This window comes from Arthrobacter sp. MMS24-T111 (assembly GCF_054888995.1).
Genome location: NZ_JBTZRO010000001.1, coordinates 1019695 through 1046015, shown reverse-complemented (window position 1 = coordinate 1046015; position 26321 = coordinate 1019695). Strand labels below are relative to the sequence as shown.

The 26321-nt window shown below is 61.8% G+C and carries 19 protein-coding genes, 2 tRNA genes and 1 pseudogene; 8 read left to right on the top strand and 14 right to left on the bottom strand.

From position 1 onward, the window contains the following. Nucleotides 1-42: 42 nt before the first annotated feature. The 11 genes and pseudogenes from ACX5I6_RS04740 to dnaA all read right to left on the bottom strand — a co-directional run bounded on the left by ACX5I6_RS04740 (nt 43) and on the right by dnaA (nt 12273). A tRNA-Ala gene (locus ACX5I6_RS04740) sits at nt 43-118 on the bottom strand. A 71-nt stretch (nt 119-189) separates the two neighbouring features. Then, nucleotides 190-306, bottom strand: coding sequence for a DLW-39 family protein (locus tag ACX5I6_RS04735; RefSeq protein ID WP_240617712.1), 117 nt, complete (start codon nt 304-306; stop codon nt 190-192). A gap of 71 nt (nt 307-377) precedes the next feature. Next, a tRNA-Ile gene (locus tag ACX5I6_RS04730) sits at nt 378-451 on the bottom strand. Between the two features lie 97 nt (nt 452-548). Beyond that, nucleotides 549-1211: a DUF3566 domain-containing protein gene (locus ACX5I6_RS04725; protein ID WP_026264877.1), complete on the bottom strand. Its 663-nt coding sequence runs from the start codon at nt 1209-1211 to the stop codon at nt 549-551. After that, nucleotides 1204-3882 carry a DNA gyrase subunit A gene (gene gyrA, locus ACX5I6_RS04720; protein ID WP_461839649.1) on the bottom strand — a complete coding sequence of 893 codons (2679 nt, stop codon included), beginning with the start codon at nt 3880-3882 and terminating at the stop codon, nt 1204-1206. The genes ACX5I6_RS04725 and gyrA overlap by 8 nt, the downstream gene beginning before the upstream one ends. A 54-nt stretch (nt 3883-3936) precedes the next feature. Beyond that, nucleotides 3937-6025: pseudogene (gene gyrB / locus ACX5I6_RS04715) on the bottom strand (DNA topoisomerase (ATP-hydrolyzing) subunit B). Between the two features lie 378 nt (nt 6026-6403). Further along, nucleotides 6404-6958 carry a DciA family protein gene (locus tag ACX5I6_RS04710; RefSeq protein ID WP_461839648.1) on the bottom strand — a complete coding sequence of 185 codons (555 nt, stop codon included), beginning with the start codon at nt 6956-6958 and terminating at the stop codon, nt 6404-6406. Then, nucleotides 6948-8153: a DNA replication/repair protein RecF gene (recF, locus tag ACX5I6_RS04705; RefSeq protein WP_461839647.1), complete on the bottom strand. Its 1206-nt coding sequence runs from the start codon at nt 8151-8153 to the stop codon at nt 6948-6950. The genes ACX5I6_RS04710 and recF overlap by 11 nt, the downstream gene beginning before the upstream one ends. Nucleotides 8154-8198: 45 nt before the next feature. After that, nucleotides 8199-9083 (bottom strand): phosphogluconate dehydrogenase (NAD(+)-dependent, decarboxylating), encoded by an 885-nt coding sequence (gene gnd, locus ACX5I6_RS04700; protein WP_461839646.1) that lies wholly within the window; start codon nt 9081-9083, stop codon nt 8199-8201. Nucleotides 9084-9189: 106 nt separating this feature from the next. Then, nucleotides 9190-10314 carry a DNA polymerase III subunit beta gene (gene dnaN, locus ACX5I6_RS04695; RefSeq protein WP_018762813.1) on the bottom strand — a complete coding sequence of 375 codons (1125 nt, stop codon included), beginning with the start codon at nt 10312-10314 and terminating at the stop codon, nt 9190-9192. A 537-nt stretch (nt 10315-10851) separates the two neighbouring features. Continuing rightward, nucleotides 10852-12273 carry a chromosomal replication initiator protein DnaA gene (dnaA, locus tag ACX5I6_RS04690; RefSeq protein ID WP_018762814.1) on the bottom strand — a complete coding sequence of 474 codons (1422 nt, stop codon included), beginning with the start codon at nt 12271-12273 and terminating at the stop codon, nt 10852-10854. A 466-nt stretch (nt 12274-12739) separates the two neighbouring features. Here dnaA and rpmH point away from each other — a divergent pair, with 466 nt between their 5' ends. The 8 genes from rpmH (at nt 12740) to ACX5I6_RS04650 (ending at nt 18444) form a co-directional block, all read left to right on the top strand. Further along, entirely contained in the window at nt 12740-12877 is a 138-nt protein-coding gene (gene rpmH / locus ACX5I6_RS04685) for a 50S ribosomal protein L34 (protein WP_003800212.1), read from the top strand. A 40-nt stretch (nt 12878-12917) separates the two neighbouring features. Then, the gene (gene rnpA, locus ACX5I6_RS04680; protein ID WP_081624186.1) at nt 12918-13328 is read left to right on the top strand and encodes a ribonuclease P protein component; all 411 of its coding nucleotides are present in this window, start codon (nt 12918-12920) and stop codon (nt 13326-13328) included. Next, on the top strand, nt 13321-13713 hold the full coding sequence (yidD, locus tag ACX5I6_RS04675; RefSeq protein WP_285246524.1) for a membrane protein insertion efficiency factor YidD: 393 nt from the start codon (nt 13321-13323) through the stop codon (nt 13711-13713). The genes rnpA and yidD overlap by 8 nt, the downstream gene beginning before the upstream one ends. Before the next feature lie 15 nt (nt 13714-13728). Further along, nucleotides 13729-14694: a membrane protein insertase YidC gene (gene yidC, locus ACX5I6_RS04670; RefSeq protein ID WP_285246523.1), complete on the top strand. Its 966-nt coding sequence runs from the start codon at nt 13729-13731 to the stop codon at nt 14692-14694. Continuing rightward, nucleotides 14694-15257, top strand: a complete 564-nt coding sequence (locus ACX5I6_RS04665) for a Jag family protein (protein ID WP_461839645.1) — start codon at nt 14694-14696, stop codon at nt 15255-15257. The genes yidC and ACX5I6_RS04665 overlap by 1 nt, the downstream gene beginning before the upstream one ends. A gap of 20 nt (nt 15258-15277) precedes the next feature. Continuing rightward, complete coding sequence (rsmG, locus tag ACX5I6_RS04660) at nt 15278-15928, top strand: 16S rRNA (guanine(527)-N(7))-methyltransferase RsmG (protein ID WP_461839644.1); 651 nt, start codon at nt 15278-15280, stop codon at nt 15926-15928. A gap of 89 nt (nt 15929-16017) precedes the next feature. Beyond that, nucleotides 16018-17097 carry a ParA family protein gene (locus ACX5I6_RS04655; protein ID WP_461839643.1) on the top strand — a complete coding sequence of 360 codons (1080 nt, stop codon included), beginning with the start codon at nt 16018-16020 and terminating at the stop codon, nt 17095-17097. 66 nt (nt 17098-17163) lie between these two features. Continuing rightward, entirely contained in the window at nt 17164-18444 is a 1281-nt protein-coding gene (locus ACX5I6_RS04650) for a ParB/RepB/Spo0J family partition protein (RefSeq protein ID WP_461839642.1), read from the top strand. A gap of 4610 nt (nt 18445-23054) precedes the next feature. Here the strand turns inward: ACX5I6_RS04650 and trxA are convergent. The 3 genes from trxA to ACX5I6_RS04635 form a co-directional block, all read right to left on the bottom strand. After that, on the bottom strand, nt 23055-23381 hold the full coding sequence (gene trxA / locus ACX5I6_RS04645) for a thioredoxin (protein ID WP_018762822.1): 327 nt from the start codon (nt 23379-23381) through the stop codon (nt 23055-23057). Between the two features lie 36 nt (nt 23382-23417). Then, complete coding sequence (gene trxB / locus ACX5I6_RS04640) at nt 23418-24374, bottom strand: thioredoxin-disulfide reductase (RefSeq protein ID WP_285246518.1); 957 nt, start codon at nt 24372-24374, stop codon at nt 23418-23420. 213 nt (nt 24375-24587) lie between these two features. Beyond that, nucleotides 24588-26207 (bottom strand): discoidin domain-containing protein, encoded by a 1620-nt coding sequence (locus ACX5I6_RS04635; protein ID WP_461839641.1) that lies wholly within the window; start codon nt 26205-26207, stop codon nt 24588-24590. Nucleotides 26208-26321: the final 114 nt, after the last annotated feature.

Genomic DNA, 26321 nt, shown 5'->3' with positions numbered 1-26321 from the left:
AAAAAATCCCGGCCGGCGTTTCCGCTGACCGGGACTTTCCTATGGTGGAGGCACGGGGACTCGAACCCCGAACCCCCTGCTTGCAAAGCAGGTGCGCTACCAATTGCGCCATGCCCCCATAAGAAGCAACCCGTCCATCATACCCCAGGAAATACGAGGCCTTGACGGCTTCCGTACCTGGCGTCCAGGCTAGTCAACCGTGTCGGTTGACTTGCTCCAGACTGTTTTCCGGGCTTCGGATTCCTGTGCTTTCCGGAAGACCAGGAAACCTGCGATCGCCGCTGCGAGTACCAGCAACTTCTTCACATGCTCCCCGTTCCGGCCGGGTACCGGACGGATCCGGACCAAACCTCCGTTTGAAACCTGCACAGGTTCCGTGGGCGTACCAGGACTTGAACCTGGGACCTCTTCGTTATCAGCGAAGCGCTCTAACCGCCTGAGCTATACGCCCCGATGCCTCATCGGGCCGAGATATGACTTTACAGCACATCCCGGCCCGATCTCAAATCGGGCATTTCCACCGGATTAACCCCGGTGAAAGCGGGTTCTTAATCGTCCGTCAAGGTAACGCCAATTCCACCCACAAGCGTGGCGGAAATGTTGTAGAGGACGGCAGAGAGCATGGACAGCGCCGTCAGCAGCACAACGTTGACCACAGCGATGATGGTGGCAAATGAAGCCACCTGCCCCAGCGAAGCCACCTTCTTCAGTTCGAAGCCGCCGCTTTCGGAGCCGGCGAGCGTTCCCAGCAGGCTGTCCACCTGGTCGAAGATTCCGGTCAGGTCCAGCACCGTCCACAAGACAATTGCTGCCACCACGGTGACGATGCCAAGTGCCACCGACAGCAGGAATGCCATCTTCAGCACCGACCAAGGGTCCACCTTGCTGATCAGCAGCCGGGCCCGCCGTACCTTTGCCTTCGGTGCGGGCTTCACCAGGCCGGGATTGCCCTGTCCCTGGGCCGGCCGCTGGCCGGATGCTGCAGGGCGCTGGCCGGGCTGGCCCTGGAAGGGCCGCTGACCGGGCTGCGCGGGGCGGTCGCCCTGTTGCGGGCGCTGGCCCGGCACCGCGGGACGCTGCCCGGGGGCACCTGCGGCCGCTGCCGGTCGCTGCTGCGGACGGACGGGGGCGTTCACGCGGGGCGCCGCTGAAGGCCGGTTCCCGTCAGGAACAGTGCTGTTCGGCTTGGGAAATGAGTCGGAATTACTCACTCGTTACCTCCGTGTTGTCTTCGTTCGGCTCAGCGTCGCCCGAGGCGTCCTCTGACTCAACGGCCGGTGATTCTTCTGCCATTGCTGGCTCGGCGGAATCCCCAGCGGGACCGCCATCTTCAGCCAACGTTACGTCATCCTCGGCGGATTCATCGTCCTCGAGGCCCCGTTCGCTGTTACGCGCCACCTCGATGATCCGGTCATTCTTGTCCGGTTTGGCGAAGATGACGCCCATCGTGTCACGGCCCTTTGCCGGAACACCGGCCACGGAAGACCGGACCACCTTGCCCCCCTCCATGACCACCAGGACCTCATCCTCTTCCTGGACGATGAGGGCTCCCACGAGGTGGCCGCGTTCTTCCTGGTACTTGCCAACCTTGATGCCGAGCCCGCCACGGCCCTGGAGGCGGTATTCCTCCACCGCCGTGCGTTTGGCGTACCCGCCCTCCGTCACGATGAAGACGAACGAGCCGTCAGTCACCACGTCGGCGGCCAGCAGTTCGTCGTCCTCGCGGAACTTCATCCCGGTAACGCCGGAGGTTGCCCGGCCCATGGGGCGCAGGGCGTCGTCCGTAGCGGTGAAGCGGATGGACTGGCCCATGCGGGAGACCAGGAAGAGGTCGTCTGTTTCCGAGACGAGCTGCGCCGACACCAGTTCGTCGCCGTCGCGCAGGTTGATCGCAATGACGCCGGCGGAACGGTTGGTGTCGTAGTCCTCGAGCCTCGTCTTCTTCACCAGGCCCCGCTTGGTGGCGAGCACCAGGTACGGCGCCTGCTGGTAGTCCTTCAGGTCCAGCACCTGGGCAATGTGTTCGTCAGGCTGGAATGCGAGCAGGTTGGCAACGTGCTGGCCCTTGGCGTCCCGGCCCGCTTCCATGAGCTCGTACGCCTTGGCACGGTATACACGGCCGAGGTTGGTGAAGAAGAGCAGCCAGTGGTGCGTTGTGGTGACGAAGAAGTGTTCCACGACGTCGTCGCCGCGAAGCTGGGCACCCTTGATGCCTTTGCCGCCGCGCTGTTGTGAGCGGTAGTTGTCACTGCGCGTGCGCTTGACGTAGCCGCCGCGGGTGATGGTGACCACCATTTCCTCTTCGGGGATCAGGTCTTCCATGGACATATCGCCATCGAAGCCCATGAGGATCTTGGTGCGGCGGTCATCGCCGTGCTTGTCCACGATTTCGGCCAGCTCGACGCTGATGATCTCGCGCTGGCGCTGTTCGGAGGCCAGGATCGCGTTGTATTCGGCGATCAGGGCCTCGAGCTCGGTGTGCCGGTCCTGGATCTTCTGGCGTTCCAGGGCGGCGAGGCGGCGCAGCTGCATGTCCAGGATGGCGCGGGCCTGCAGCTCGTCGATATCAAGCAGTTCCATCAACCCGTCGCGTGCGGCTTCGGTGGTGTTCGAGGCGCGAATCAGGGCGATGACTTCGTCGAGCATATCCAGTGCCTTCAGCAGGGCACGGAGGATATGGGCTTCCTCCTCGGCCTTGCGCAGGCGGTACCGGGTTCGGCGTGCAATGACGTCCATTTGGTGGGTCACCCAGTGCCGGATGAAGGCATCCAGGCTGAGTGTCCGGGGCACGCCGTCAACGATGGCCAGCATATTGGCGGAGAAGTTGCTCTGCAGCTCGGTGTGCTTGTAGAGGTTGTTCAGCACCACTTTGGGTACGGCGTCGCGCTTCAACACGATCACCAGGCGCTGGCCGGTGCGGCCGGAGGTTTCATCGCGGAGGTCCGCGATGCCGGAGATTTTGCCGTCCTTGACCAATTCGGCGATCTTGATGGCCAGGTTGTCAGGGTTGGCCTGGTACGGCAGTTCCGTGACCACCAGGCAGGTGCGTCCCTGGAGTTCCTCCACCGCAACCACTGCACGCATGGTGACGGAACCGCGGCCGGTCCGGTAGGCGTCTTCGATGCCCTTGTGTCCCAGGATGGTGGCACCCGTGGGGAAATCCGGGCCCTTGACCCGCAGCAGCAGTTCTTCGAGGAGTTCCTCGCGGGTGGCGCCGGGGTTGGCCAGGTACCACTGGACCCCGTCCGCCACTTCCCGCAGGTTGTGCGGCGGGATGTTGGTGGCCATGCCGACCGCAATGCCGGAGGATCCGTTCACCAGCAGGTTGGGGAACCTGGCGGGCAGGATGGTGGGTTCCTGATTCTTGCCGTCGTAGTTGTCCTGGAAATCGACGGTTTCCTCGTCGATGTCGCGGACCATTTCCATGGCCAGGGGCGCCATCTTGGTCTCGGTGTACCGGGGTGCGGCGGCACCGTCGTTGCCTGGCGAACCGAAGTTGCCCTGGCCGAGCGCCAGCGGGTAGCGCATGGTCCAGTCCTGGATCAGGCGGACCAGGGCATCGTAGATGGCGGTGTCGCCGTGCGGGTGGTACTGGCCCATGACTTCGCCCACCACGCGGGCGCACTTGTTGAAGGAACGGTCGGGGCGGTATCCGCCGTCGAACATCGCATAGAGCACGCGGCGGTGGACGGGCTTGAGGCCGTCGCGGACGTCCGGGAGGGCACGTCCTACGATGACGGCCATGGCGTAGTCCAGGTAGGACCGCTGCATTTCCGTTTGCAGGTCCACCTGTTCAACGCGGTCGATCAGCACGTCGCCTTCAAGAACGGTGTCCGGTTCTCCGGCCTCGGGGGCGGGAATATCGGGGGTTTCGTCGCTCATTCTTTATTTCCGTTTCAGGTATATGTCTGGTTCCGAATACTTTGGAGCGGGTCCTTAGATGTCCAGGAACCTGACGTCCTTGGCGTTCTGCTGAATGAAGTTACGCCGTGACTCCACGTCTTCGCCCATGAGGACGGAGAAGATCTGGTCGGCGGCAAGGGCGTCATCCATGGTCACCTGCAGCAGGGTGCGGTGGTCAGGGTCCATGGTGGTGTCCCAGAAGCTCGGTGTAGTCCATCTCGCCCAGGCCCTTGTAGCGCTGGATGCCGTTGTCCTTGGGGATGCGGCGTCCGGCCGCCTGGCCAGCCACCAATTTGGCGTCGCGTTCGCGGTCGCTGTACACGTAGTCGTGCGGTGCGTTGGACCACTTGATCCGGTACAGCGGCGGTTGTGCCAGGTAGACATAGCCGTTCTCGATCAGGGGACGCATGTAGCGGAACAGCAAGGTCATCAGCAGGGTGGTGATGTGCTGGCCGTCCACGTCGGCATCGGCCATGAGCACGATCTTGTGGTACCGAAGTTTGGCGAGGTCGAAGTCCTCGCCAATCCCGGTGCCAAACGCGGTGATCATGGACTGGACCTCCGCGTTGCCCAGGGCTTTGTCCAGGCGTGCACGTTCCACATTCAGGATCTTGCCGCGCAGGGGCAGGATGGCCTGTGTTTCGGGGTTGCGGCCGCGCTTGGCGGAACCGCCGGCGGAGTCGCCCTCCACGATGTAGACCTCGCACTTCTCCGGGTCCTTGGAGGAGCAGTCGGAAAGCTTGCCCGGCATGCCGAACGATTCCAGCGGGCTCTTGCGACGGGCGTTGTCGCGGGCCTTCCGCGCGGCCATGCGTGCCTGTGCCGCCGAAATGGCCTTGCGGATGACGTCGCGCGCGGGGCCCGGGTTGCGCTCCAGCCAGTCGCCCAGGCCGTCGGTGACCACGCGCTGGACGAATCCCTTGACCTCGGAGTTGCCCAGCTTCGTCTTGGTCTGGCCTTCGAACTGGGGCTCCGCCAGTTTGACGGAGATGACCGCGGTGAGGCCCTCGCGGATGTCGTCGCCCGTGAGGTTGTCGTCCTTCTCCTTGATGATGCCCTTTTCCCGGGCATACCTGTTTATCAAGGACGTCAGTGCGGCACGGAAGCCTTCTTCATGGGTGCCGCCCTCGTGGGTGTTGATGGTGTTGGCGTAGGTGTGCACGCTCTCGGAATAGGCACTGGTCCACTGCATCGCCATTTCCAGGGCAATCCGGCGTTCAGTGTCCTCGGTTTCGAAGGCGATGACGTCCTCGTGGACCACCTCCACCTTCTTGCCCGAGTTCAGGTGCTTGACGTAGTCCAGCAGGCCTTCGTCGTACTGGTAGACCACGGTGCGGTGTTCGGCGCTGATCTCGCCGTCGGTGCTGAGGTCATCGAGGTCGAGGTCGCCGTCGGTTTCATCACTTTCGGCGGCACGCTCATCCGTCAGCGTTATGCGCAGGCCCTTGTTGAGGAAGGCCATCTGCTGGAAGCGGGCACGGAGGGTCTCAAAGTCGAACTCGGTGGTTTCAAAGATCGCCGGGTCCGGATAGAAGGTCTGGGTGGTGCCGGTGGCATCGGTCTCTTCACCTTGGACCAGGCTGCCCTGCGGCTTGCCTCCGTCGGCAAAGGACATCCGCCAGACGTGGCCCTGGCGCCTTACCTCGGTGTCCACCCTGCTGGAGAGGGCGTTGACCACGGAAATGCCCACACCGTGCAGGCCGCCGGAGACCGCATACCCGCCGCCACCGAATTTGCCGCCGGCGTGCAGGATGGTCATGACCACCTCGACGGTGGGCTTGTGCTCGGTGGGGTGCATGTCCACCGGGATTCCGCGGCCGTCGTCGACTACTTTGACGCCGCCGTCGGCCTGCAGGACCACTTCGATATGGCTGCAGTACCCGGCGAGTGCCTCATCCACGGAGTTGTCCACCACTTCATAGACCAGGTGGTGGAGTCCCCGGGGACCCGTGGAACCGATATACATGCCCGGGCGCTTGCGGACAGCTTCGAGGCCTTCAAGGACAGTGATGTCGCTGGCACCGTACTCCCTTGGGCTGGTAGACGCAGCCGGGGTGTCAGGGGTACGGCCATCCTCGACCGCTGTATCTGCTGCCAGAATATCTGTATTGTCGTTAGCCACAGGCGCTGCGACTCCTCTGTTCTCGATGATGGCCGGCTGATTTCTTTTCGCAGGGAAAAGTGACCCGCCAACAGGCACAAACCTATGGCGCCGGTGACTCGATGACGGTCGGTGATCCGCGCTCTGCGTGCGGGACGCGCGCGGAGAACGGACTGAAGTCAACGTTTCATCCGCGCCCAGTTATCTCGGTCAATTCTACCGCGAACACGCCCATATCCTCGCATTCCAGGGGCGTGGGCGGACGGTGAATGTGCCTGTGCGAGGCTCTTGGCCCCGCCTAGGGCGGCCCAGTGGTACGCCCTCCGGGTGCCTATACACGCCGCGGCCCTTACCGGCCTCTATACGCCTTTGGGCGAAGTTTCAAGAGCTGGGGCCCGGCTATCCGTAAGTGTCCCGGGGGCCACGCCCGTTGACGCTGCGTCCGCCCTTGCGCCAGCTGGGCGCTGTGGGACCGAGGACCTGGATCCTCGTAACCACGCCGTCACCCAGTTCCCGGCGGAATTTCTCCAGCAAGCTGTTGCTCAGCAGCCTGAGCTGGGTGGCCCAGGCCGTGGAGTCACACCGAACGTGCAGGGTGGTGTCGGTGAAGCTTTCGGGCGTGCAGTGCGCTGAAATCTCCGGGCCCACCAAGGTGGCCCATTCCGCCATGACGGAACCCACCGCCACCGGGGAAGTCCAGCCGCGTTCTGCAACCAGCCGCCCAACAACCTTGCCCAGGCCGAGCGGGTCCCGGCCGGTGGCGTGGAACTGGCTGAAGCCGCGGGTGTCACGGATACTGCCCTTGGCCTTTGGGGAACCGGGCCGGGGCGCCTTCCTGCGGACTTCGCCGCGGGCGGCAGCCGCCTCCCGCATCCGGTTCAGTGCCGCCTGAGGGGCATCGATGTGGTCAGGTTCGCGGCCGGGCTGCAGCCCGGCATCCTCGTCACTGCTCATCGATTCCTCCCGGGATGACCTTCACCCGCCGTCCGGACAGCTCTTCCGGAATATCGGCGTCGACGGCGGCGGTCACCAGGACCTGTTCCGCGCCGGAGACTATAGCCGCCAGTTTACGCCGCCGCTGGACGTCGAGTTCGGCAAAGACGTCGTCCAGAATGAGGATCGGGGCGGACCCTCCTGTGCGGGCGTCATCAAGCATCACGTAATACGACGCCAACCGCAGGGAGAGGCACATGGACCAGGTCTCCCCGTGCGAGGCATATCCCTTCGCAGGTGCCTGGCCGAGGATGAGCTCCAGTTCGTCACGGTGCGGGCCGACGAGTGAAATTCCACGTTCCAGTTCCTTCTTCCGTGATTCCGCGAAAGCCTGGATGTAGCGCTCGGTCAGCTGTTCGACACCGAGCAAACGCAGGTCCTCCTGCGCGGCGGACGAAGCCCCGGCCGTGGTGCGCTGGGCATGTGCGGCCGGAACGCCGTCGTCGTCCATCTGGTTCTGGAGCGTGGAGCGGTACAGGGCATCAGCGGGCTTCGAAGCATCCGTCAGCTCGGCGTAGGTACGGGCGAGGTGGGGGCGGAGCCGTTCCACGAGTTCCAGCCGGGCGTGCAGCAGCTGTGCTCCAGCACGGGCCATGTGCTGGTCCCAAACATCCAGGGTGGCTTCATGGGCAGCCGTGAACCGTCCGGCCCGCGCTGATTTGAGCAGGGCGTTGCGTTGTTTCAGGACGCGGTCATAATCGCTGCGGGTAGCTGCATGATGCGGAACGAGGCTGGCGAGCAGTTCGTCCAGGAAGCGCCGGCGGTTGGCGGGATCCCCCTTGACCAGTGCCAGGTCCTCGGGAGCGAACAGGACAGTCTGGCAGATGCCCAGCAGGTCGCGGGCGCGGACTGGATTGCTGCGGTTGATCCGGCCGCGGTTGGCCCGGCCGGCATTGATCTCCAGCTCAAGCACCGTGGTCTGCTCTCCGCGGACCAACCGGGCCCGGACCAGGGCGCGCTCCGTACCGAACCGAAGCAGGGGGCCATCGGAACTGACCCGGTGGGAGCTGAGCGTGGCCAGGTAGCCGATGGCCTCCATCAGATTGGTCTTGCCGATGCCGTTGGATCCCACCAGGACGGTGACTCCCGGGCCCAGGCTGAGGTCAACCTGGGCGTAGCTGCGGAAGTCCGTCAGGGAAAGATGTTCAAGATACACGCGGTGGTCGGCAATTCTGGAACCGGTGGCGGCTCCCGGTGGATGCTACTTGGCGGGACGGGTTGCATGGCCGCCGAACTGGTGGCGCAGCGCAGAAACCATCTTCATCGCGGGGGACGTGTCCTCCCGGGAAGCAAAACGGGCAAACAGGGCAGCCGTGATGGCCGGGGCGGGAACCGCATTCGCGATGGCCTCTTCAACTGTCCAGCGGCCCTCGCCCGAATCCTCCACGTAGTCGTCGATGGACTCCAGGCCTGGATCTTCATCCAAGGCCTTGACCATGAGGTCCAGCAGCCAGGACCGGACCACGGTTCCCTTCTGCCAGGCGCGGAACGTGCCCGGCAGGTCCGTGACGATGTCCTTGGCGGCAAGCAGTTCGTACCCTTCGGCGTACGCCTGCATCAAGCCGTATTCGATCCCGTTGTGGACCATCTTTGCGTAGTGGCCGGCGCCGATTCCGCCAACGTGGACAAAACTGTCAGCCCTGTCGCCTTCGGGCCGCAGTGCATCAAAAACCGGCATGGCGCGTTCGATGTCGCCGGCGTCGCCGCCTGCCATCAGTCCATAGCCGTTCTGCAGGCCCCACACCCCGCCGGACACCCCGCAGTCGGCGAACCGGATTCCCTTGGCGGCAAGCACCTCACCGTGTTTCTGGTCTTCCGTGAACCGCGAGTTTCCACCGTCGATCACAAGGTCGCCGGGCTCGAGTTTGCCGGCCAATTCGGTGATGACGGCGTCCGTGACGGGGCCGGCCGGGACCATGACCCAGATGACCCTTGGCGCCGGGACGGCGGCGATCAGGTCATCGACGCTTGCGGCATCCGTGACGTCGGGATTCCGGTCGTAGCCGGTGACATCCACGCCGCCCTTGCGCAGGCGTTCACGCATGTTGAAACCCATTTTGCCGAGGCCAATCAGTCCAATGTGCACGGTGGAACTCTTTTCTGCGCTGGTGTGTGAAGGCTAAGAGCCAGTGGGTGGGCCCAGGCCGCCCGGGTTCCCTTGCCGAGCATGCGAGGCAAGGGGGCGGTGGGGACTAGTTGGGGAGGCGGACAGGCATCACCAGGTAGCGGTAGTCATCCTGGTCTTCACCGTCGGCATCTGCCTGTGCCGTGATCATGGCAGGCTTGGGTGCCGTGGTGAACGAGAACCGGACAAACTTCGTCTCGATGACACTGAGGCCTTCGATCAGGTAGTGCGGGTTGAAGGCCACGGTGATGTCCTCGCCGGACAGCTGCGCCTCAAGCTCCTCCGACGCCTGGGCGTCCTCACCGGTCCCGGCATCGAGGTTGAGCAGTCCGCTGCTGAATGCCAGGCGGACCGGGGTGTTGCGTTCGGCGACAAGTGACACGCGGCGGACGGCTTCCACCAGCTCTTGGGTTTGGACCGTGGCATGGATCGGTGTTGACTCCGGGAAGAGGGACCGGATTTTCGGGTAATCCCCATCCACCAGCAGCGACGTGGTGGTGCGTCCGCCGCTTTCGAATCCGATCAGCCGGCTGTCATCGTCGGAGAGGGCGAGGTTGATGTCGCCGCTGTTTCCGAGGGTTTTGGCGACTTCGTTGAGGGTCTTGGCCTTTACCAGGGCGCTCGTGGAAATTCCGGGGGTCACAGGCTTCCACGGCACTTCGCGCATGGCCAGCCGGTACCGGTCGGTGGCAAGGAGGGTGATCAGGTCATCTTCGATCTCCATCCGCACGCCCGTGAGGATGGGAAGGGTGTCGTCCTTGCTGGCGGCGATGATCACCTGGGAAACAGCTTGCGCGAAAGCGTCGCCGGGCACTGTGCCGCTGATGGCGGGAAGGGCAGGCAGCGGCGGATATTCGGCTTCCGGCATGGTGGCCAGATGGAAGCTGCTTCGGCGGCAGGTGAGCGTGACCTTGTTGCCGTCGGTTTCGACGTCCACCGGTGCCGAGGGCAGGCTGCGGCAGATGTCCGCAAGGAGCCGGCCGGAAACCAGGATGGTTCCTTCGTCCCTGATATCGGCGGCGATTTCCAGCCGCGCGGAGGTTTCGTAGTCAAAGCTCGAGAGGCTGACCGTTCCCGCTTCGGCTTTCAGGAGCAGGCCGGAAAGGACGGGGACCGGCGGCCGCGGAGACAACGAGCGGGCTGTCCAGGTGACGGCTTCGGCCAGGACGTCCCGATCGACTCTGAACTTCACGGAAGGGTGCCGCCTTTCATTGCTGCTGCCATGTAAACCCGGGAACTTCGCAGTGAAACTCCGGAAAATGTTGTGCGCGCCCCGGCCGGTGCATGGTCCGTGCAGACGGAAACCACACAAAACCCGGGGATGGGAGCGCTGCTGACAGCTTAGCCGGAAGATCCGCGATTAACCCATCCCCAAACACCCGGCCCGGCCCTTCCAGGGGCCGGAGGGCCCGCCCCGTGGAGGTGCGGATGGATCTTGTTGTTTGAGGGAATTCAATTTTTTGGGATTCGTAGTGTTAATAACTGCTGTGGAAACTGTGGATAACCCGATCTTGACCCACGTTTCCGGGGTTAAGCCCTGTTCACGGACTGTGCGTTACCTGGGTTTTAAACAGGGTGTGGATGGGGACAACCCAAAGGGCCGATTTTGATGATCCACAGACGCCTTAAGGGTTTTAAGCCCATTAAGCGCGCTTGTCCCCTTAAGTATCCACAGGCTTATCCACATGCCCCTGTTAATAAGGTATAGAGTGCGTGGCCAGGTGTGGATTCAGGAGTCGCGCTGTTGCTGCTTGATCCGGTTGGTCAGTTCCGTCACCTGGTTGTAAATCACACGGCGTTCGGCCATCAGCTCACGGATCTTGCGGTCGGCATGGATCACCGTGGTGTGGTCGCGGCCGCCGAGTTCCTGGCCGATCTTGGGGAGCGACATGTCCGTCAGTTCCCGGCAGAGGTACATGGCGATCTGGCGTGCGGTGACCAGGGTCCGGGTGCGGGACTTGCTGCAGAGCTCTTCCATGCTGAGCTTGAAGTAGTCAGCGGTCTGCTGGAGGATCTGCGCTGAGGTGATTTCCTGCGCACCGTCGTCAGTGATCAGGTCCTTGAGCACCATTTCCGCCAGCGCAACGTCCACCGGTTGGCGGTTCAGGCTGGCGAAGGCGGTGACGCGGATCAGCGCACCCTCAAGCTCGCGGATGTTGCTGGAAATCTTCGACGCGATGTACTCCAAGGCGTCATCAGGTGCCGACAGTCCCTCGCTGAGTGCCTTCTTCCGCAAGATCGCGATACGCGTTTCAAGTTCCGGCGGCTGGATGTCCGTCAGGAGTCCCCACTCGAAGCGCGACTTCATCCGGTCTTCGAATCCGGCGAGCAGCTTGGGCGGCTGGTCCGAGGTGATGACCACCTGCTTGTTGTTGTTGTGCAGTGAGTTGAACGTGTGGAAGAACTCCTCCAGCGTCCGGTCCTTGCCGGCCAGGAACTGGATGTCGTCGATCAACAGAACGTCCACGTTGCGGTAGGTGGTTTTGAAGCTGGCGCCTTCGTCGTCCCGGATGGAGTTGATGAAGTCGTTGGTGAACTCTTCGGAGTTGACATACCGGACCCGGATGCCGCTGTAGAGCCGGCGGGCGTAGTGCCCGATGGCGTGCAGGAGGTGCGTTTTGCCGAGGCCGGAGTCGCCGTAGATGAACAGCGGATTGTAGGCCTTGGCGGGTGCCTCGGCAACGGCGACGGCGGCTGCGTGGGCAAAGCGGTTGGAGGAACCAATCACGAACGTGTCGAAGACGTACTTGGGATTCAGCCGGCCGAACTCATGCGATGTGCTGGGCAGCATGGGCTGCGGCTTTTGTTCGATCAGCTGGTCCGGTGCGAACGCAGGTTCGACGACGGGCTCGGGCTCTTCGTGGATGGGCACCAGATCGGTGTCGACGTCGATGGCGCAGCGGATGTCCTCGGAGAAGACATTGTGCAGAGCGTCGTCCAGGGCGTCCTTGACCTGGGTCTGGAGCACTTCCCGGGTGAGTTCGTTGGGGACGGCCACCAGGAGGGTGGAGCCGATCAGGCCTTGGGCTTGGGCGAGGATGACGAACCCCCGCTGGCGCGGTGAAACACGGTGGTCCTGTTCCAGCAGGCTGACAACCCGGCGCCAGGAACTTCCGACAGTATTGGCGTGGTTGGCTTCGTCTACTGTCATCAATCGGTTCCCTCAAAACTTGCTATGCCTGCATTGCCTGCAGCCAAGTCCGGAACCAGGATGCTGGCCCAACTTAATCCACAGGGTTATGCACAGTCCGTGGATAATCGGCTACTGGGACACTCTAGGGGATCAAAAGCCTAGAAGATAGCTGACTATCCGGCTGTGGATAATTACACGGTTGTGGTTCCCGGGAGGCCCCCGTGAGCCACTTCATCCACAGCCTGTTGGGGATACTTAGGCACAGCTGGGGATAGCACCCCAGGGGCTTCCCGGTTTGACTCCGGCCCTCAAATTGCCCTAACGTTGTGAAGTCCTTTGTGTCCGCTTTTTGGCCCCATCTGAACTTCCAGGCGCAGTGCGCTTGGACAGCCGGGGGAAGCGTGCATATACAAAACTTAGCGTCGGCCAGTTCTTCCCCATATTGATCGGGTGGGCGCACCTTTGATCCACTGGAGTAACTAACGTGAGCAAGCGGACTTTTCAGCCGAATAACCGCCGTCGAGCCAAGAAGCACGGCTTCCGCCTTCGTATGCGTACCCGTGCCGGCCGCGCCATCCTGGCAGCCCGTCGTGGCAAGGGCCGTACCGAGCTTTCGGCCTAAACAACTGACTTGTCGGTAGACATCCCTTTGCGAGTTTAAGGTGCTGGCCGCCCGCAACCGCCTGAGGACTGCAACCGATTTTTCAATAACCGTACGTTCCGGTGTCCGCAATGGACGCCGGAACGTAGTGTTATATGCGGCAGCCATCGCTGCCGACGAACCCAGCCGGATCGGGTTCATTGTTTCCAAGAGTGTAGGGAACGCCGTGGTCAGGAACCTCGTTAAGAGGAGACTGAGGGAAGCGGCTGCCGCCTCACTGAGCGAACATGCAACTGGACTCGCCATCGTGGTGCGGGCACTGCCCGCCTCCGCGTCTGCCAGTTGGGATCAACTGCTGGCGGATTACAACGCAGCACTGGAAACAACGCAGAACCGGCTGGCCGGACGGCCGCCACGGCCTGCCGCAAAAGGTTCGGCCGGTACAACACGGGAGGGGACAACGCGTGCCTAGCACCACTGCCGCCGTCGCCCGTTTCCGCGACGTGACTGCCGCCGTCGCAAAGTTCCTCTGGAACCTGCCCCGGAACATCCTCATTCTTTTGCTGATGGCCTACCGCAAGGTGGTGTCTCCCTTGTACGGCCCCGTCTGCCGATTCTTCCCTTCATGCTCGGCCTATGCCCTTGAAGCGGTCACCGTCCACGGCGCTGTCAAGGGAAGCTGGCTCGCAGTCCGGCGCCTTGGCCACTGCCACCCATGGAATGCCGGCGGAGTGGACCACGTCCCCGCCGGCGGCCGGGAATGGCCTGCGGGCCGAACCCCCACAATTGTTGTGCTGAACAATCCGGACAAGTACCTGGTTGCTCGGACTGATGAAGAAGGCCGCAGTGCGGCCTGACGAATAGGGATAAGTATGGACATCTTTGGAGCAATAATCGGCCCGTTCAAGTGGCTGGTTTCGTTCATCATGGTGGCGTTCCACGACGGGCTGAGCAGCATCGGCATGCCCGCCGCGAACGGCTGGACCTGGACGTTGGCCATCATCGGGCTGGTGCTGGTCATTCGTGCCGCGCTGATCCCGGTATTCGTCAAGCAGATCAAGGCCCAGCGCGGCATGCAGTTGCTGCAGCCGGACCTGAAGAAGCTGCAGGAGAAGTACAAGGGTAAAACCGACCAGCTGTCCCGCCAGGCCATGGCCCAGGAACAGATGGCCATGTACAAGAAGCACGGCACCAACCCGTTCTCCGCCTGCCTTCCCATGCTGATCCAGATGCCCTTCTTCTTCGCACTGTTCCAGGTGCTTTCGGGCATTTCCCAGGCCAAGGACCAGGGAGCCGGCATCGGTGCGATGAGCCACGAACAGGTGGTGGAGTTCGATGCCTCCAGCATTTTCGGTGCGCCGCTGTCCGCCGCCCTGCTGCACGGCGGTGCCGGGAACACAGCCGTGGTGGTGCTCTCGATCGTGATGATCCTGGCCATGACGGCGTCCCAGTTCATCACCCAGAAGCAGATCATGGCCAAGAACATGTCTGAAGAAGCCATGGCCAGCCCCTTCATGCGGCAGCAGAAGATGATGCTTTACATCCTGCCGGTGGTCTTCGGCGTGGGTGGCATCAACTTCCCCATCGGCGTCCTGATCTACTGGACCACCACCAACCTCTGGACCATGGGCCAGCAGTTCTTTGTGATCCGCCGCATGCCGACGCCGGGATCCCCCGCTGCCAAGGCCCTCGCCGAACGCCGCGCCGCCAAGGGCCTGCCGGCCCTTTCCGTCCTCACCGGCAAGCGGGATGAAGCAGCCGACGCCGCCGCGGCTGCCGCCGTGGAAGCCAAGGGACAGCGCGTCCAGCCCCAGCGTAAGAACAGGAAGAAGAAGTAATGTCAGCCGAGAGCACAGAGCACGTCCTTGCCGAAGAGATTGCAGACCAGGACGAGTCCGTGAACCAGGACGGGTCCCCCACCAAGGCCACTGCGGCCAGCCGCCTCGAGGAAGAGGGCGACGTCGCCGCAGACTACCTGGAGGAACTGCTGGACATCGCCGACATCGACGGCGACATCGACATCGAGGTCCGCAACGGCCGCACCTACATCTCCATTGTCGCGGAGGAAGAATCCGAGGGCCTCGAAGGCCTGGTAGGGGAAGACGGCGAGGTGCTTGAGGCTCTCCAGGAACTCACCCGGTTGGCTGTACTCTCGGCTACTGAGAACCGTTCACGGCTAGTGCTGGACATCAATGGCTACCGCCAGGAACGTACCGGCCACCTGCAGAAGATTGCCGAAGACGCGGCAGCATCCGTCAAGGAGACCGGCAAGCCGGTTGCCCTTGAGCCGATGAGTGCCTACGAGCGCAAGATTGTGCACGACGCCGTGGCTGACCTTGGATTGGTCAGCGAATCCGAGGGCGAGGGCTCCGGACGCCACATTGTTGTTTCCGCAGACTAGAGAATGCCAGCACGATAACCATGGTTGATATCACGGCAGCAGAGCTTCGGGCTGCTGAGAAGATTTTCGGGGACCGCCTGGACCTGGCCAAACGCTATGTTGAGCACCTGGCCACGTCCGGGACCGAGCGCGGGCTGATCGGGCCCCGCGAGGTTCCCCGTCTGTGGAGCCGCCACGTACTCAATTGCGCGGTCATCGAAAGTGAGATCCCCCAGGGAAGCCACGTTGCCGACGTCGGAAGCGGGGCAGGCCTGCCGGGCCTGTGCCTTGCCATTGCCCGCCCCGACCTCGAACTGACGCTCATCGAACCCCTCGAACGAAGGGTCATCTGGCTCCAGGAAGTGGTGGACGACCTCGGCCTGGACAACGTCACCGTCATGCGTACCAGGGCCGAACTGGCGGTGGGGCAGGTGGAGGCCGACGTGGTTACGGCCCGTGCCGTCTCAGCCCTGACGAACCTCGCAGGCCTGACCATTCCGCTCCTTGCCGGACACGGTGAAGTGGTGGCCATCAAGGGCCGCAGTGCCGGGGAAGAGATCGAAAAGGCCGCCAAGGTCATCCGCAAGCTTGGCGGTGTGCAGACATCGGTGGTCACCGTGGGTGACAACCTCCTTGAGGAGCCCACCACTGTGGTGCGCATCGTAGTGAACAAGTCCCAAAAGAAGTCCTAAAGTGGGCCCGCTGACGGTGGTCAGACGGGTGGAGCAGTTAGGCTAGACAACGGCAGCAAAATTGGCTGAACGAGAGTGAGTGTGCCCCAGTGACGAGTAGTGAAGCCTCCGCACAACGGATCCCGCCGTTTGTGTCCCTGGGGTCGGCACGTTCCGTCGCTGGGTCCGGGTTGGCCGGTTTGGGAATGGCCCCGGCCCGGGGCGGAAACCATCCACGTCCGGCCTCGGGTGCCGTTGGAAGCGCAGTTTCACGTGAAACAACCTCTTCCGGTAGGTCGAACGTCATCGATGCCATTGACGATTCGAGTCCTATCGCCCGCGAGCTCGCACACGAGACCAAGCGCCGGGAACGCCTGATGGGACGTCAGCTCCCGCGTCCGGAGCAGACCCGGATCTTCACCGTGTCCAACCAGAAGGGCGGCGTGGGCAAGACCACGACGACCGTGAACATTGCCGCAGCCCTTGCGGCCGCCGGACTCAACGTCCTGGTCATCGATATCGATCCCCAAGGAAACGCCTCCACTGCCCTCGGCATTGAACACCACGCCGATGTGGACAGCATCTACGATGTCCTGATCAACGACATCCCGCTGGCGGATGTTGTTGCCCCGTGCCCGGATATCGGGAAGCTGATCTGCGCTCCGGCCACAATCCATCTGGCCGGTGCCGAGATCGAGCTCGTCTCCCTGGTTGCCCGGGAACAGCGGCTGCGGCGCGCTATCGACGTTTACGCCAAGACCCGCGAAAAGAACGGCGAAGAGCGCCTCGACTACGTTTTTATCGATTGCCCGCCCAGCCTTGGCCTCCTGACGGTCAACGCCTTCTGCGCGGCGAGTGAAGTGCTGATTCCTATCCAATGCGAGTACTACGCCCTGGAAGGCCTCAGCCAGCTCCTCAAGAACATCGAGATGATCCAGAAGCATCTCAACGCGGACCTCGTTGTTTCAACGATCCTGCTCACCATGTATGACGGCCGGACCAATCTCGCCGCCCAGGTTGCTGCCGAAGTACGCCAACATTTCCCTGAACAGGTGCTCTCCGCCGTCGTTCCCCGCTCGGTGCGGATCTCTGAAGCTCCCAGCTACCAGCAGACGGTCATGACCTACGACCCGTCCTCGAGTGGTGCCCTGTCCTACCTGGAAGCCGCCGCTGAAATAGCGGAACGCTAGAATCTTCAATACCGCAACGCATGGAGGCCCGGGTCATCCTGGCTTCACCACTGGAGGGATTTACCCATGAGCGATAAGCGACGGGGCTTAGGCCGCGGTCTTGGCGCGCTGATTCCGAGTTCCGCCGCAGCCAATGGTTCTGCCAACGGCGCAGCGGTATCGCGGCCAGTGGACCTGTTCTTTCCGGAAGGCCGGAAGAAGACCGAGGCCGTAGAGCAACCTGCACCGCCGGCTGCAGCCAAGGCTCAGGAAAAAGAAGGCCAGGCTCCCTCGGCCCGGGGTTCTGCAGCCAAGACAACCTCCGCAAAGGCGGCAGCCAGCGACAAGCCCGCCACTGCGACGGCGGCTGCCAACGGGGCAGCTGACAAGAAGGTCCCCGCCAGGAAGGCGCCGGCCTCGCGCTCCAAGGCCGCGGATGAGCCCGCCCCCGCAGCGGCATCAGCTGAGGCAACCCGGCCGGTTGGTGCCGCGAAAGCGGATAGCGTACAAGAATCAGTAGTCCCGGACTCCGGTGTTGAACTGGTTGAGGTGCCCGGCGCGCGATTCGCCGAATTGCCGGTGGGCGACATCCACCCCAACCGTAAGCAGCCCCGAAATGTCTTCGACGAAGACGACATGGCCGAGCTGGTTCACTCTGTTCGCGAAATCGGCGTCCTCCAGCCAATTGTTGTCCGTACTTCAACCGAATCTGGTAGCGAACCCTATGAACTGGTCATGGGTGAGCGCCGTTGGCGGGCTGTCCAGGCCGCGGGGCTTGAAACCATCCCCGCCATTATCCGCGACACCACCGATGATGACCTGCTGCGCGATGCCCTCCTGGAGAACCTGCACCGCAGCCAGCTGAATCCGTTGGAAGAGGCGGCGGCATACCAGCAGCTGCTTGAGGACTTCGGTACCACCCACGAGCAGCTCGCTGACCGGATTGGCCGTTCCCGTCCACAGGTGTCGAACACGCTACGCCTGTTGAAGCTTCCTCCGCTCGTGCAGCGCCGCGTAGCCGCCGGCGTCCTGTCGGCCGGCCACGCCCGCGCCCTGCTCTCGCTGCCGGATGCAGCTGCCATGGAACGGCTCGCCCAGAAGATCGTGGCCGAGGGCATGTCCGTGCGCGCCACCGAAGAAGCAGTCACGCTCTACCAGGATCCCGCTAAACCGGCCAAAAACAACATCCCCCGCCCAGGGGCCCGGCATGAGCGGCTGGACTACTTGGCGTCATCGCTTTCGGACCGCTTGGACACCAATGTGAAGATTTCCCTTGGTGTTCGAAAGGGTAAGGTCAGCATTGAGTTTGCCAGCGTAGAGGACCTCAACCGAATTATGGATGTGCTCGCGCCGGGAGCAACCAACTAGCGCTCCCAGTCACTGAATTCTAAAGAGGCCCGATTCACTGCGAATCGGGCCTCTTTTCGTTTCTGGGACCTCTCGTTCCTGGGCGGCCCGCCGTACTGGGTCCCCGGATGCGAATTTTCTGAAGCGGTAGAGGATGAGCTCGGTTAGGGAGGTGTCTTGGTGCGCATTCGTCTACCTGCATATTTTCTCCCGCTGCGAAGAATTGTCTAATCCTCCAGTTCGGTGTGGTCCAGGCACGTACTTCGACGTGCAGCGCGGGTATTTTCTCGGGCTGCCCGCCTTCCGTGCGCGCGGAGGGCGTAGGTTTGGCACTTTACCGGCTTTCGTGGCTTGTAAGGGATCATTTCCTCGCAAATAGTCGAACCATCGCTTTGGTACACCCGCGCTCTTTGGTACGCCCGCGAGGGCGGTCCCTGTGGCCTCAACGCGTCGGGCCACCATAGGAAGCGCTTGACGCTGGCCGCAGCCCGTCAGCGGCTCTTCTGCTGCCTCCGGGCGGTTCTTCTTGAAGATTCTCCGCTTGTCTTGCGGACGCTGGAGCGAAGGAATGTTTAGCCGGAGGCGAGTTGAGACGGGCCAGGCCTCTTTTGGCGACGCGGTCCGGTCCGGTTGTTTCACGTGAAACGGGATCAACGATTGGCGCTCCTTGGAGTTTCGTCGCACTACTTTGGGTGCAAGTATCTTGGAGTGTTTCCGATTATTGGTCCCAAAAGTGCTTCCCGCCCAGGATGAAATTTCCCCGGGTACGCGGGAGTATTTTGCCCTGTGCGGCCCGAAATCCACTGCGATGAATAACGTCAGCTGTTGTTCATTTTCGACTACAAATCTTCGACACTGCCACCTGCGCTTGTGGCTTTTCATTTTCGACAAAAAGGTCATACCCGAAACCAGGCGACACGCCATTTCTGCGGTTCCCGTGCGCTGCTTGTACGACCAACCACATCGTACAAGCGGCATTGGAGGTGGCACCAGCTGGCAGTCGGACGTTGTCCCCACCTCAATCGGTGGTTGGCAATCGGTCCTGGACTAGGCGGGACATGCTCGATGTATCAGTGTTTTCCGGTCTTGGGCTTTGAACCAGCAGGTCGAAGGTCTCTGATTCCTACCTTTAGTTAGCTCACTGGGAATATCTACGCTTGCAACGTGGACGAGATTCGTGAACTGGTGGTGTGGCCCGCCTCTTGATATCGGAGATCAAATACTGCTCGAAGGTGCTTTTCTAAATTTCCGACAGATTATTGGGTGTGCCTGAGTGGGACCACTGTTCGGTGTGGAGCGATGATGTGTCCTGTGTTGCTGGTCGCCCTCATTGCAGTCGCTGTTTCACGTGAAACAACTCAGCGCTGACCGGTGCTTCTAGCAGGGCAAGCCCTGTTTCACGTGAAACAGGGCTATGTCGACGTCTATCTCACTTACGACGCAAATGCAGGTTACCGCGAGACAGAAAGCGGATGAGCGTCCATCACCACGCGGCTCTGCGGGTGTGCCTGATTGAGGCTAGATAGACTTTGGCGGCGAGGTGGGTGGCGATGCATCCTCCGTCTTCCAGTTCACTTGGCGGGACGGGTCTACCTGAGCTGTTCCCTACTTCTCATAGACTTGTGAGGGGACTCCCCCGAGCACTCGGTCCCGCCATGGGTTCCCCGCTTACTCTTGAGGAACAGTAGCCGCTCCCCCATCTTCGCCATCGCAGCCTACTGAGCATGGTGCACCGCGGATAACCGACGCAGAGATTCGGCGGCGCATGGCCCGCAGTGTCGAAAAGCGGCACTTACCGTTGGCCTCTGATATTGAGTTCCCTCGAGGTCAGACATGCGTAGCCTAAGCGTGGCATCGCGTGGGCGATGAGCGGACCTGCTTAAAGTACCATTCTGGCTCTTGCCGGGCTGCCCAGGGACCACCTCCTCTTCCAACGATGAGTCAGCCTTTCGGCGATCGGATGCTTGCACGGAATGCGGAGTACGTGATGCGCCGATCCCGCGGGGCGATTTCGCTGCCTGCTTGAGGGCCGCTCCATTGCTATGACTCGAGGGTAAATGGACATGCCAACGAACCTCGTGTGCTGACGCCCGCGATGACCACAGCTGGTCGTCGGCACCCAATGGGCATCTTGGGCGGAGATGCAGTCCGGCAGGTTCGGCGTGGAGTGTCCAAGAAGGTGGTGGGCCCGCTTCGCGGCAAACAGGGCTTCTGGCGCAGTTGAGGTGGTCACGGTTCGATTTGTACGGCGTGTAGCTGGGCTCCGTGGGGTCCAAGCTGCTGTTGGACGGCACGCGAAATGGGCAGCCACCAGCGTCTAGAGCAGCGGTGTTGCACCGGGAACGCCCGCCGAGCTCGGCAGTACGGTTCCAGCTCGAGCCGGCCGTAGGCGCATGTTGTACGGAATGACCGATCCCAGAAGGGACCCAATTGCCGGACGCTTGCATCGGACTGCGGTGGATATTCCTGTGGATAACTTTGTGAATAAGTTGACTCCCCGACCCACAGGCCGGGTTCATCTCGACTGCCTCTTGGAGCGCAGGGTAGTTACTCACTGGACGACGGCGCGCGCTACAAGACTGTCCTTACTCGCGGTGTTTCACGTGAAACATCCTCATGTACTTTCGAGTGGAGACAAGTAGCCAATTTTAAGTTGAATATATGCAATTTTCAGCGTCGGAAGAGTTGACCTGCGTCCAGACTGTCCGCCCTCACTCCCGCCCAGTCGCTGTTCCGGCGTTGGCCTGATCACCGTAGATGTCGAATTGGCTCTTGAGAATCCACTGTGACCCTCGGTAGACGCTTGGCATGCCTGTGGATATTCCTGTGCATAACTCGACGCGGCTGCTGTGGATAACATGTGAGTATGCGCACGGTCGGAAGACCAAGTATGGGATCGCGGTCAGGCTAGAGGCTCTTGGCGAAGGTGGTGGAGCATTTGGTCCGACGCGTGGGATCTTGAATCCGAAGCCAGTTCGAGGCCCATGAAGTGTTCGAGTTTCCACTGCTCTGTCCGGAACCCTTTGGGCGGCGCATACCGTTGCGCCCCTCGATTCCCGTGGACCTGCCAGCCGCCTAGGAGCGGCGACACCCTCGCGTACCTGCTGCAGATATTCTTGCTGTTCACCATCGCCAGAGCCTGGATCTTGCAGCGCGCACACCGCTTGCAGTGGTGTGTTGATCCTTGCCGTTCATTACCAATTTCTAATGGGCATCTGTGCGGGTTCTCGTTTCACGTGAAACATCGAACAACACCTCCACCACAGGCCGGCACCGGTTGCTTCACAGAAGTTTGAGCGCGCAGCATGGAAGGTCGTATATGGGTATGCGGTGTGAAATACGAAACAACCACGACCAACCTGAGGAACTTCTACCCCCGACGCCGACCCAGCTAGCCTGAGCGCCAGTGCGTTCCTAGGCGCGCTACATCGGGCAGGCCGCAGAGCCAGTCTCCTGGCACTGGGCTGATGGTGCGAAGCCTCGTTGGGGGTCCCCGTCAGCCTGCGCATCAGGGGCAGTGTGGATGGTTGACCCTACTGACTAAGGGCACGTTCTGGACGAAATCAAATACCGGACCTGGTGTGCGCCTTCACACGGCTGTGTAGGCAGCCACACTGGACCGGTAGGGTTGACATCTTCAGAACTCCCCTCTCCTAAACGTGTGACATCTGCGTGGATTACCCCGGGGCATCTATGCAGGGAAGATGGCCATGGACTTGGTTGGATATCTTCCTCTTCAGAGGGCCTGCGTAGAGGTGTGGTGCATTTAGACCATGCCTCTTGGAACGCAGTGGACGCTCGTTCTGTGGTTTCGTGTAATAGTCGTTGATCGCTAATGGGAGTGATTGTCCTCTGCTCGACTGGTAGACATTAGGTCGCAGCCGCTCAGAAGGTGGAAGTCGACTTCCTGGTCCCCCTCGATTATCGTGAGCCGCTGGATTAGCTCACCGTCACCGGAACGCCAAACTGTCTGTGACCGGGATTGGCCCAGGAACGTAAGATGTTTGACCGGTTGAAATCATCCCAGCAGAGGCTTCCCTGTCGGGGCGGGTGATCATATGTCGACTCCAGATTGATTGAACGTAGACGGTTTGCTGCCAGTGTGACATCGTCAGCAGTGTTTCACGTGAAACATGCTTACGCCAGGCGGGACATCGGTGCGCATCCCGGTACGTTTATCGCGCTTCTCGGTACGTTGTTTGGTGCCTACCAGGATGCGCACCGGCATATTTCGACGGCAGATCGTGGGCAGTGGACAACTGGAGTCAAAGTCTGATGCTACGAAGTAGGACGCCGGCGAGGTATGCAGCTAGCCGAAACTGTCAGATTCGAGGTAGACACCATGCCGCACCTAGGGTTTAAGTCTCACCGGTATAACCAAGGAGTGTGGCCGCACTAATTGGTATTGAACGCTGTAGTTGGCTAAGCGAAATGGCAAAGCGGACGAAAAGTGTTTCACGTGAAACGCATCTGTCCGGTACCGGCAGCGGATACCCTTGCAGCGCTGAATTCCTGAACTTATGAGGAAATTGCTACCGAAGAACAGCAGGGAACACATAAAAAAGTGGTCCCCGCCAGACGACGGGAACCACTTTCAGATTATTTCAGGTCAGACCCATGAGGCCTGCGGCTCAGGAGAGAACGTCAGAGAATTCCTTCTCAAAGAACTGCTTCGGCTTTGCACCGATAACCGTGCTCTTCACTTCGCCGCCCTGGAACAGATAGACGGCGGGGATTGAGGTGATGCCGTATTCGGCAGCAATTGCCGGGTTGTCATCCACGTTTACCTTGACGACGTCGACCTTCTCGCTGTATTCGACCGAGATCTCGTCGAGGATCGGGCCAAGCTTACGGCAGGGACCGCACCACTCAGCCCAGAAGTCGACGATGACGGGCTTTTCGGAGGACAGAACGTCAGTGCCGAAACTTGCGTCAGTTACATCTTTTGCGTTGCTCATAACCTTGTCTTTCTCTTCGGATAACAGTGGCGCGGATTAGGCGGGCAGATCGGCCAGATAGTGTTCGACGTCAATAGCCGCAACACATCCGGAACCGGAAGCAGTAATTGCCTGGCGGTAGGTCGGGTCAACAACGTCGCCGGCCGCGAACACACCCGGGACGCTTGTCCTGGAACTCCGGCCCTCCACGGCGATGGTGCCCTCGGGCGTCAACGCCAGGACGTCTTTAACGAGATCGGTCCGGGGATCGTTGCCGATGGCTACAAAGACACCCGTAACGGCAAGCTCAGACACGGATCCGTCCAGCAGATTCTTCAACCGCAGTCCGGTGACTTTGTCCTCCCCGAGGACATCGTCCACGGTGCTGTTCCACGCAAAGGAAATCTTCTCGTGGGCGAGTGCACGGTCCGCCATGATCTTGGAAGCCTTGAGCGAATCACGGCGGTGTACAACCGTTACTGATTTCGCAAACTTTGTGAGGAAGAGGGCTTCCTCCATTGCGGAGTCGCCGCCGCCAATGACGGCAATGTCCTGGTCCTTGAAAAAGAAACCATCGCAGGTTGCGCACCAGCTGACTCCATGGCCGGACAGGCGCTTTTCATTGGGGAGCCCGAGTTCCCGGTACGCCGATCCGGTGGAAAGGATGACAGCCTTCGCCCTGAAGGTCTCCCCCGTGCCGATGGTGACTGTCTTCACCGGTCCGCTGAGGTCGAGCCCGGTCACATCCTCAAACTGGATTTCAGTTCCAAACCTGGCGGCTTGCTTCTCAAAGTTTTCCATCAGGTCCGGCCCCATGATTCCTTCAGGGAAGCCGGGGTAGTTTTCCACGTCCGTGGTGTTCATCAACTCGCCGCCTGCAGTCACTGAACCTGCGAGCAGCAGGGGCTTGAGGTTTGCCCGTGCGGTGTACACGGCTGCCGTGTAACCTGCCGGGCCCGAGCCAACGATGATGACATCACGTACGTCGGACGCCGTGTTTTCTGCGATGGTCACTGGAACGTGAACCTCTTCCTTGTTCGACTCGCCTCCCCTTGGAGGCCGGCCACATGGCACAACCGTGCCCGCGTGCTGAATATTCCAGCGCCCGGACAAGGTGAACCACCGCAAAAGGTACAGGACTAGCCTTCGCAGGGCGCTCTTTCCAGAGTACATTCCCCGCACGGGGCGCCTGTCGCGGCTGTAACAGCCGCGGGGCGTCGAGGCGGCCTACTGGACCTTGATTTCCGCGAGGCGGAGACCGTAACCGTACCGGGTCTTCGGGGCCGCCAGCTTGGGAAGCGAATTGATGGAAACAATCACGTATTGCGCCTGGACCGGCTCGGAAAGGGGCATGTTCAGGTCTGTGGACGTGAAACTGCTGGTGCCAATGGACTTGGCTCCATCCAGGGATGGCTGGTCGTTGGTGTAAACGGTGATGTTGCCGCCGGATCCGCCGAGCTGGGAGAGTGTGACGGAAGAAACCGTGGCCTTGCTCTTCAGCTTTACCACCAGCGGAACGCCCTGCGGGGCCAGGCCGCCCCAGTTCTCCGTGGCGAATTCCATATCGGACCAGTAGCTGGCGTTGTTGCCGTCGTAAGCCTTGACCAGGTCGCCATCGAATGTCGCAGCAAAGTCGAAGTTCCCCTGCCGGGTCACACTTTCAATAGCGGGCGGCACCGCCGGCGGCGCTGACGGGGCCGCCTGGGTGGCCGGCGCGGACGCCTGGGGTGCGCTGGTGCTGGCGGGCGGAGTCGACTTGGCCTGGGGCTGCCCTGGGGTGAAGAGGCTGCCAAGGTTGGTGACGGCGAAGATCAGGCCTGCAATCAGCACAACGGCCAGGAGGCCGCCAACCAACCAGCGCATGGAACGTGGCTGGTTGTCGGACTCATCACGGTCGTCGTCGTCCTGATCGGCAAATGCGGTACCGGCAGCCGCCGGGGCCGCCGCACGGGCAAACAGGGCGGACCTGCCGCTGCCGCTGCGGGGCTCTTGGGGGGCGTCGCTGTCCTGGTGATAGTCCTCGTCGGCCGATTGGGCGTAGTCGTCATCAGACCACAGGGAAACCTTCGGCTTGGCGTCCGAAGCGGACTGCTGGGGGTGTGCCTGGGTGGTGTCGGTTGGACCGGTGTCCGTATCCTCAGTGTTTGCCGGCTTGAAGCCGCCGTGCTCGGCTGCAGGCTGTACGGGCTGGGCGGCAGTGGCATCGGGATCCACATTGGCGGGTCGTCGAGCCGCCGCGGCGGCACCGGCTGCTGCTGCAGCACCTGCCGCACCGGCGGCTGCTGCACTTGCGGCACCAGTGCGGCCTGAAGCCGGAGGTACCGCGGGAGCCTGGCCTGCAGGCCGGACCGGGGGCCTGGGCGGTGCGGCCGGCGCGGAAGGATAAGGATCAACCTGGCTCGGGTGCGAGTCGGCGTAGTTGATGTACCCGGCGTCGACGTTGTCTTCCTCGTCGTAGGGCTCGGGTTCGTGGGAACGGGCCTGGCCGAAGATCTCACTGCCCAGCGTGTCCGTGAAGAACGGTTCGACGTAGGGCGGGTTGGATGCCACCACAAGGTCCAGGAGGTCTGCGGCGGAGGTGTGGTTGGTGATGAGGTAGGTGGTGTCTTCGGTAACGCCGAGGTCCAGAACCTGTACCGTGCCGGGACGTTCGCCGGTGGCCACTTCGCGGGCGCTCTGGGCAACCTGCTCGGTGTTTTCCGGGCCCGCCACCAGGATGCTGACCGGCCGGTTGAGGACCTGGTCCACGCCGTCCAGCACCAGATCGTGGTCGTGGGAGGCCAATACCGTGGCTGTGACCTTGTAACGGCCACCCAGTACTGATCCGACATCGATCGGGTTGGACACGTGTTCCTCCTAGACTGTCCGGGATTGCCGGCCTCAATGACGCAACCGCCGTTCAGGCGCCGCGCACGGCCGAACCCTGAATGCAACTACCCCTGTACCTGTTCGATCCTAGCC